Genomic DNA, 6,421 nt, shown 5'->3' with positions numbered 1-6,421 from the left:
GGTTCAACGCGCGGGTGGCGGAGGCGCGCGAGCGGGACGAGGTGATCATCCGCACCGTGCAGACGGGGTTCGACCGGGAGACGGGGGAGGCGGTGTACGAGGACGAGGTGATGGACCTCACGGCCCTGCCGTACATCGTGATCATCGTGGACGAGATGGCCGACCTGATGATGGTGGCCGGCAAGGACATCGAGGGGGCGATCCAGCGCCTGGCGCAGATGGCCCGCGCGGCGGGCATCCACCTGATCATGGCGACCCAGCGTCCCTCGGTGGACGTGATCACCGGGACGATCAAGGCGAACTTCCCGACCCGGATCTCCTTCCAGGTGACGAGCAAGATCGACTCGCGGACGATTCTCGGCGAGATGGGGGCCGAGCAGCTGCTGGGCCAGGGCGACATGCTGTTCATGGCCGGCGGCGGGCGCACCACGCGCGTGCACGGCCCGTTCTGCTCGGACGCCGAGGTCGAGAGCGTGGTCGCCCACCTCAAGACGCAGGGGCGCCCGGCTTATCTCGACGCGGTCACGGCCGACGAGGAGGAGGCGGCCGAGGCCGCCGCCGATGCGCCGGTCTTCGACCAGGGCAACTTCGCCGAGCCGGCGGCGGATCTCTACGAGCAGGCGGTGGCGGTGGTGCTGCGGGACAAGAAGGCGTCGACGAGCTACATCCAGCGGCGGCTGCAGATCGGCTACAACCGGGCGGCCTCGCTGATGGAGCGGATGGAGCGCGAGGGCATCGTCGGCCCCGCCAACCACGCCGGCAAGCGCGAGATCCTGGTCGAGGCCGCGGCCGGCGGTGCCGGTGCCGGTATGGGCGAGGAGGCATGAGCCTGCCTCCCGCGCGCGGCGCGCGCCCAGTCGCATATTCGCCACAGGGGCCGGCTCTAACGCCGGCTCGTCCGCCGCGGCGCACGCGGTCCGGCGGACCGACCTGCCCCGCGATCCGCTCCCACGGAGGCCCTCGCCGATGACCGGCCGTCGCACCCGTCCCGGCCCGCTCCCCGTCCTCGCGGCTTTTCTCTGCGTCGCGGGCGCGCTCGGCGCCCCGCCCGCCCAGGCCCAGGTGACCTCCTTCCTCGACGGCCTGTTCGGCCGCAAGGACCCGGCCCCCGCGCCGGTGCCCGAGGCGGCCCCGGCCGGCGCGCCGGCGGGAGCGGCCTCGAGCTCGTCCGCGCGCCCCCCCCTGCCGCCCCGCCGGCCCGCCGCCCTCGGCGGGTCCCGCGCCCCGGTCGAGACCGCCGAGGCCGCGCCCGCGCCCGCCGCGGCCCCGCCCCAGCAGGTCGCGGCCGTCACCACCCCGGCGGCCGTCGACCCGACCAACCCGGCCGCGGTGATCGAGCGCGCCAACGCCTACTTCAACAACGTCTCGACGCTCACCGGCGGCTTCGTCCAGATCGGCGCGGACGGGCGCAGGATCGGCGGCAAGCTCTACCTCGCCAAGCCCGGGCGGCTGCGCTTCGACTACGACCAGCCCTCCCCGCTCGAAGTCGTCGCCGACGGCACCTCGGTGGCGGTGCGCGACCGCAAGCTCGCGACCCAGGACCTCTACTTCATCTCGCAGACGCCGCTGAAATTCCTGCTGCGCGACAAGATCGACCTCGCCCGCGACCTCACGGTGACGGACGTGGCGGCCGATCCGGGCGGCGTGCGCATCAGCCTGGAGGACCGCTCGACGCTGGGCGGCACCTCCCGCATCGTCCTCACCTTCGACGAGGCGATGAAGACCCTGGGCCAGTGGCGGATCACCGACCCGCAGGGCTACCAGACCACCGTCGTGCTCTCCAACCTGCAGCGCGGCCGGCCGATCGACGGCATGATGTTCGTCATCAACTACGGCCGGGCCGAGGACAAGGAACTGGAGCAGCGCATGCGCCAGCAATCCCCGGCGCGCTGACCCCCGCCCTCCCTCGCCAGAAGATTGCTCCGGTGCGCCTCACCGTCTCGACCTGGAACATCAACTCCGTCCGCCTGCGCATCGACCTCGTGCGCCGCTTCCTCGACGAGGCGCGGCCCGACGTGCTGTGCCTGCAGGAGACCAAGTGCCCGGACGACCGCTTCCCCCTGAAGGAACTGCAGGGCTTCGGCTACCCGCACGTCGTCTTCGCCGGGCAGAAGGGCTACAACGGCGTCGCCATCCTGTCGCGCCTGCCGCTCGTCCGCGAGGAGCGGATCGACTTTTGCGAGCGCCGGGACGCGCGCCACATCGCGGCGGTGCTGGGACCCGAGGCGGGGGCGGCGGCCGGCATCGTGCTGCACGATTTTTACGTCCCGGCGGGCGGCGACGTGCCGGACCCGGCCCTCAACGACAAGTTCGCGCACAAGCTCGCCTTCATGGACGAACTGCGCGCCTGGGGGGACAGGCGCCCGCGCGGCCCCGCGATCCTCGTCGGCGACCTCAACGTGGCGCCGCTCGAACACGATGTCTGGTCGCACCGGCAGCTCCTCGACGTGGTGAGCCACACGCCCGTCGAGACCGAGCGCCTGGAGACCCTGCGGGGCGAGGCCGGCTGGATCGACACGATGCGGCACCTGCGGCCCGAGCCGGAGAAGATCTACACGTGGTGGAGCTACCGCTCCCCTGACTGGGCCGCCGCCGACAAGGGCCGCCGCCTCGACCACATCTGGGTCACGCCCGACCTCGCCGGCAGCGTGCGCGCCGTGACGGCGGCGCGGCACACCCGGGCCTGGGAACGCCCCTCCGACCACGTGCCGGTGACGGTCGAACTGGAGCTGTAGGGGCTCGACGCCGGCCCAATCAGCGCTTGGCGACTGCGAGCGTGTTGCCGTCCACGAACAGGAAGCCGATCCCGGAGCAGGGCGACGGCGGGCCGGCTGCGCGCGGCGTCGCTCACGGCCGTCCCGGCCAGCCCAGCGCCCGGCTGATCTCCCCCGCCCGGCGCGTGACCTCGTCGGCGAGGCGCTCCATCCGCGCCTCGTCCATGTACTGGACCGTGCTGGTCACGCTGAAGGCCGCCACGATGGCGCCGCTCGCGTCCCGGATCGGGGCCGCCACGCAGCGGACCTCGGGCTCGTTCTCCTCGCGGTCGAAGGCGACGCCGCGCCGGGCATAGGCGCGCATGCGGTCGAGCCAGCCCTCGAGGTCGCGCGCCCGGCCGGCGCCGCGGGCCTCGCCCACCGCGTAGAAGCGGCGCCAGCCCGCCTCGCCCAGGTCGAGGATCAGCGCCTTGCCGATGCCCGTCGACCAGACCGGCTGGCGCTCGCCGACCCGCGAGCTCACCTCGATGCGCCGCCGGCCCGGGATCTTGTCGAGGTAGAGCGTCCATTCCCCGTCGAGGACGCCGAGATGGATCGTGTCCTCGCACACCGCCGAGAGACGGTCGAGATGGGGCCGGGCCACGCGGGTGAGCGCCACCGCGTGCTGGGCGCAAAAGCCGAGTTCGAGCAGCTTCGGCCCCAGGCTGTAGCCCTCGCGCGGCACGAAGTTGAGGTAGCGCCGCTCGGCCAGGGCCGCGGCGAGCCGGTGCGTCGTGCTGCGCGGGGTGCCGAGGACCGCCGAGAGGGCCGCGAGGTCCGTCGCCCCCGCCGCCACCGCCTCCAGGAGGTCGAGGCCGCGCAGCAGCGTCTGGCTGCCCGCTGCGGGCTCCCGCCCCGTTGTTGACGCCTTCGCGCTCATGCGGCTATCGTCCCACATACAAGAACATGATCCCAACATATGGGATCTTCGGGGCGCCCGCCAGCGGCGGCCCGGGAGGATGAAGATGACCCCGCCCATCCCACGGCCGTGATTCCGACGTCCCCGCCCCGCGCGGGCTGATCGGCGCGCCCATTCGTGCCGGCGGGCATGCCCGCCTGTGCCGGCGGGCGTGCCCGCCGGCCGCCACCCCGTCCAGCCACCAGGATCCTCCGACATGAAGCTCTTGCGATACGGCCCGGCGGGCCGCGAACGGCCCGGCCTCCTCGATGCGGAGGGCCGCATCCGCGACCTCTCGGCCCACCTGCCCGACCTCGGCCCCGACGCGCTGGCGCCGGAGAGCCTCGCCGCCCTGGCGCGGCTCGACCCGGCCTCCCTGCCCCTCGTCGAGGGGACGCCGCGGATGGGCGTGCCGGTCGCCGGGGTGGGCAAGTTCATCGCCATCGGCCTCAACTACGCCGACCACGCGGCCGAATCGAACCTGCCGATCCCGAGCGAGCCCGTGGTCTTCACCAAGGCGATCTCGTCGCTCAGCGGGCCGAACGACCCGGTGATGCTGCCGCGCGATTCCCGGAAGGGCGACTGGGAGGTCGAACTCGGGATCGTGATCGGGCGGCGCGCGGCCTACGTCGAGGAGGCGGAGGCGCTCGGGCACGTGGCCGGCTACTGCCTCGTCAACGACGTCAGCGAGCGCGAATTCCAGATCGAGCGCGGCGGCACCTGGGACAAGGGCAAGGGCTGCGATACCTTCGGGCCGGTCGGACCCTGGCTGGTGACGGCCGACGAGGTCGGCGACCCGCAGGATCTCGACATGTGGCTCGACCTCAACGGCCGGCGCATGCAGACCGGCAACACGCGCACGATGATCTTCGGCTGCGCCGAGATCGTGTCCTACGTCAGCCGCTTCATGACCCTGATGCCCGGCGACATCATCACCACCGGCACCCCGCCCGGCGTCGGCATGGGCGTCAAGCCCGCGCCCGTCTTCCTGAAGCCCGGCGACGTCATGACCCTCGGCATCGCCAAGCTCGGCGAGCAGCGCCAAGAGGTGGTGGCCTGGCGGCGGCAGGAGGGCTGAGCCATGACCTTCGCGAACCGCTTCGGCAACCGCCGCGCCATCGTCACGGGCGGCGCCTCCGGCATCGGCCTCACGGTCGCGGCGCGCCTCGCGGCCGAGGGGGCCGCGGTCAGCCTCTGGGACGTGAACGCGGAGGCGCTCGCCCGCGCCAAGACCGAATCCGGCGCCGCCGACGTCCAGGGGCTCGACATCAGTGACCCGGCCCGGGTCGAGGCCGCCATGCAGGCGAGCGTCGCGGCCCTCGGCGGCCTCGACGTGCTGGTCTGCAGCGCCGGCATCACCGGCCCCAACGGCCCGGTGCGCGACTACCCGACCGAGGCCTGGAAGCAGGTCTTCGACGTCAACGTCCACGGCCTGTTCTATTGCAACCGGGCCGCGATCCCGGTTCTGGAAAAAACCGGTTACGGGCGGATCGTCAACGTCGCCTCGATCGCCGGCAAGGAAGGCAACCAGAACGCCTCCGCCTACAGCGCCTCGAAGGCCGCGGTGATCGGGCTCACCAAGTCCCTGGGCAAGGAACTGGCAAAGACCGACATCCGGGTCAACTGCGTCACCCCGGCCGCCGTGAAGACCGCCATCTTCGACCAGATGACGGAGGAGCACATCAACTTCATGCTCTCGAAGATCCCGATCGGGCGGTTCGGGACCATCGACGAGGTCGCGGCCCTGATCTGCTGGCTGGCCAGCGAGGAGGCGTCCTTCAGCACGGGCGGCGTCTTCGACGTCTCGGGCGGGCGGGCGACCTACTGAGCCGCGGCGGGCGGCGGCTGCACGGAAAAGCGCTTGCGCGAAAAAGTCTACCTATGTAGAGTTTGTGCATGCCGCGCCGTCGCCATTCCTCGCCGCAAGCCGCCCTGGTGTTCGCCGCCCTCGCGGAGGACGCGGCGGGGTGGCAGCACGGGTACGACCTCTCGCGCCGCACCGGGCTCGCCTCGGGCACGCTCTACCCGCTCCTGATGCGGCTGCACGAGGCGGGCTACCTCGACGCGCGGTGGGAAGAGGCTGCGGCACCGTCGCGTCCGCCGCGTCACGCCTATCGGCTGACCGCAACCGGCGCAGCCTTCGGGCGCGACCTCTTGGCGAAGCGCGACCTCCTGGCCGAGCGCGCACCGGTCGCCGGAACCGCGGAGGGATGCGCATGAGCGGGCTGCGCCGACGGGTCGCCTCGATGCTGCTGGAGGCCGGCGCCGCCGTGCTGCCGGCGGCGCGGCGCGAGTGGGGCGAGGCGATGCGGGCCGAGGCGGCCCATCTCGGCGAGCGCGAGGTGCTCGGCTTCGCGGCCGGGTGCCTGCTCGCCTGCCTCGGGGAGCGGCTGCACGCCCTGAGCGCCGTTCCGGCCCCGGTTCGCGGCGGGCTGGCGGCCGCGCTCCTGCTCTACGCCGCCTTCGCGGCCCGGTCGGCGCTGCGGATGGCGGAGGCGCAGCCGCCGACCGCCGCGGTGTTCGCCGGCGTCGCGGCGGCCTACGCGCTAGCCGCCCTCTGGGTGGTGCTGCGGCGCGGGCTCGCCGAAGCCGCCACCGTTCTCCTCGTGCTGAATCTGACCGCAGCCGCGGGCCTTCGCTGGCCCGGCCTGGCCGGGAGCCTGCCGCTCGACGGCGCGCTCGTCTCGGCGCTGGCCGTCGAGGGCGTGGTAATCGGCCTCGCCGTGCTGGGGACCTGCCTCGCCTGCACGCAGCGTCCCGCGGCGTGACG

Annotated in this window: 8 protein-coding genes; 7 read left to right on the top strand and 1 reads right to left on the bottom strand. The window is 73.0% G+C overall.

Going from position 1 to position 6,421, the window contains the following annotated elements:
- From ACKUB9_RS26660 to ACKUB9_RS26650, 3 genes are all read left to right on the top strand, one after another.
- A partial coding sequence (locus ACKUB9_RS26660; protein ID WP_410825952.1) for a DNA translocase FtsK occupies positions 1-827 on the top strand: 827 nt, incomplete at its 5' end.
- A 139-nt stretch (positions 828-966) separates the two neighbouring features.
- On the top strand, positions 967-1,893 hold the full coding sequence (locus ACKUB9_RS26655; RefSeq protein WP_407528968.1) for an outer-membrane lipoprotein carrier protein LolA: 927 nt from the start codon (positions 967-969) through the stop codon (positions 1,891-1,893).
- A 32-nt stretch (positions 1,894-1,925) separates the two neighbouring features.
- On the top strand, positions 1,926-2,735 hold the full coding sequence (locus tag ACKUB9_RS26650) for an exodeoxyribonuclease III (RefSeq protein WP_407528967.1): 810 nt from the start codon (positions 1,926-1,928) through the stop codon (positions 2,733-2,735).
- A 112-nt stretch (positions 2,736-2,847) separates the two neighbouring features.
- On the opposite strand, the gene ACKUB9_RS26645 is transcribed toward ACKUB9_RS26650, so the two are convergent.
- A complete protein-coding gene (locus ACKUB9_RS26645) occupies positions 2,848-3,633 on the bottom strand; it encodes an IclR family transcriptional regulator (protein WP_407528965.1) in 786 nt (261 codons plus the stop codon).
- 235 nt (positions 3,634-3,868) lie between these two features.
- Here ACKUB9_RS26645 and ACKUB9_RS26640 point away from each other — a divergent pair, with 235 nt between their 5' ends.
- From ACKUB9_RS26640 to ACKUB9_RS26625, 4 genes are all read left to right on the top strand, one after another.
- Positions 3,869-4,729 carry a 2,4-didehydro-3-deoxy-L-rhamnonate hydrolase gene (locus tag ACKUB9_RS26640; RefSeq protein ID WP_407528963.1) on the top strand — a complete coding sequence of 287 codons (861 nt, stop codon included), beginning with the start codon at positions 3,869-3,871 and terminating at the stop codon, positions 4,727-4,729.
- Positions 4,730-4,732: 3 nt separating this feature from the next.
- Positions 4,733-5,479 (top strand): SDR family NAD(P)-dependent oxidoreductase, encoded by a 747-nt coding sequence (locus tag ACKUB9_RS26635; RefSeq protein WP_407528961.1) that lies wholly within the window; start codon positions 4,733-4,735, stop codon positions 5,477-5,479.
- A 68-nt stretch (positions 5,480-5,547) separates the two neighbouring features.
- The gene (locus tag ACKUB9_RS26630) at positions 5,548-5,871 is read left to right on the top strand and encodes a PadR family transcriptional regulator (protein ID WP_407528959.1); all 324 of its coding nucleotides are present in this window, start codon (positions 5,548-5,550) and stop codon (positions 5,869-5,871) included.
- Positions 5,868-6,419 carry a hypothetical protein gene (locus tag ACKUB9_RS26625; RefSeq protein WP_407528957.1) on the top strand — a complete coding sequence of 184 codons (552 nt, stop codon included), beginning with the start codon at positions 5,868-5,870 and terminating at the stop codon, positions 6,417-6,419. Before ACKUB9_RS26630 ends, ACKUB9_RS26625 begins: the two co-directional genes overlap by 4 nt.
- The last annotated feature ends 2 nt before the right edge of the window (positions 6,420-6,421 follow it).

Origin of the sequence: Methylobacterium oryzisoli (assembly GCF_046557895.1) — a bacterium.
GTDB lineage: Bacteria > Pseudomonadota > Alphaproteobacteria > Rhizobiales > Beijerinckiaceae > Methylobacterium > Methylobacterium oryzisoli.
Note: the sequence above shows the minus strand (reverse complement) of the source record. Positions and strands in the feature narration are given on the sequence as shown.

What these genes read in the sequence shown, in the direction of transcription:
- ACKUB9_RS26655 (WP_407528968.1), top strand. Translation starts at nt 967, where the DNA reads ATGACCGGCCGTCGCACCCGTCCCGGCCCGCTCCCCGTCCTCGCGGCT.
- ACKUB9_RS26645 (WP_407528965.1), bottom strand. Translation starts at nt 3,633, where the DNA reads ATGAGCGCGAAGGCGTCAACAACGGGGCGGGAGCCCGCAGCGGGCAGC.
- ACKUB9_RS26640 (WP_407528963.1), top strand. Translation starts at nt 3,869, where the DNA reads ATGAAGCTCTTGCGATACGGCCCGGCGGGCCGCGAACGGCCCGGCCTC.
- ACKUB9_RS26635 (WP_407528961.1), top strand. Translation starts at nt 4,733, where the DNA reads ATGACCTTCGCGAACCGCTTCGGCAACCGCCGCGCCATCGTCACGGGC.
- ACKUB9_RS26630 (WP_407528959.1), top strand. Translation starts at nt 5,548, where the DNA reads ATGCCGCGCCGTCGCCATTCCTCGCCGCAAGCCGCCCTGGTGTTCGCC.
- ACKUB9_RS26625 (WP_407528957.1), top strand. Translation starts at nt 5,868, where the DNA reads ATGAGCGGGCTGCGCCGACGGGTCGCCTCGATGCTGCTGGAGGCCGGC.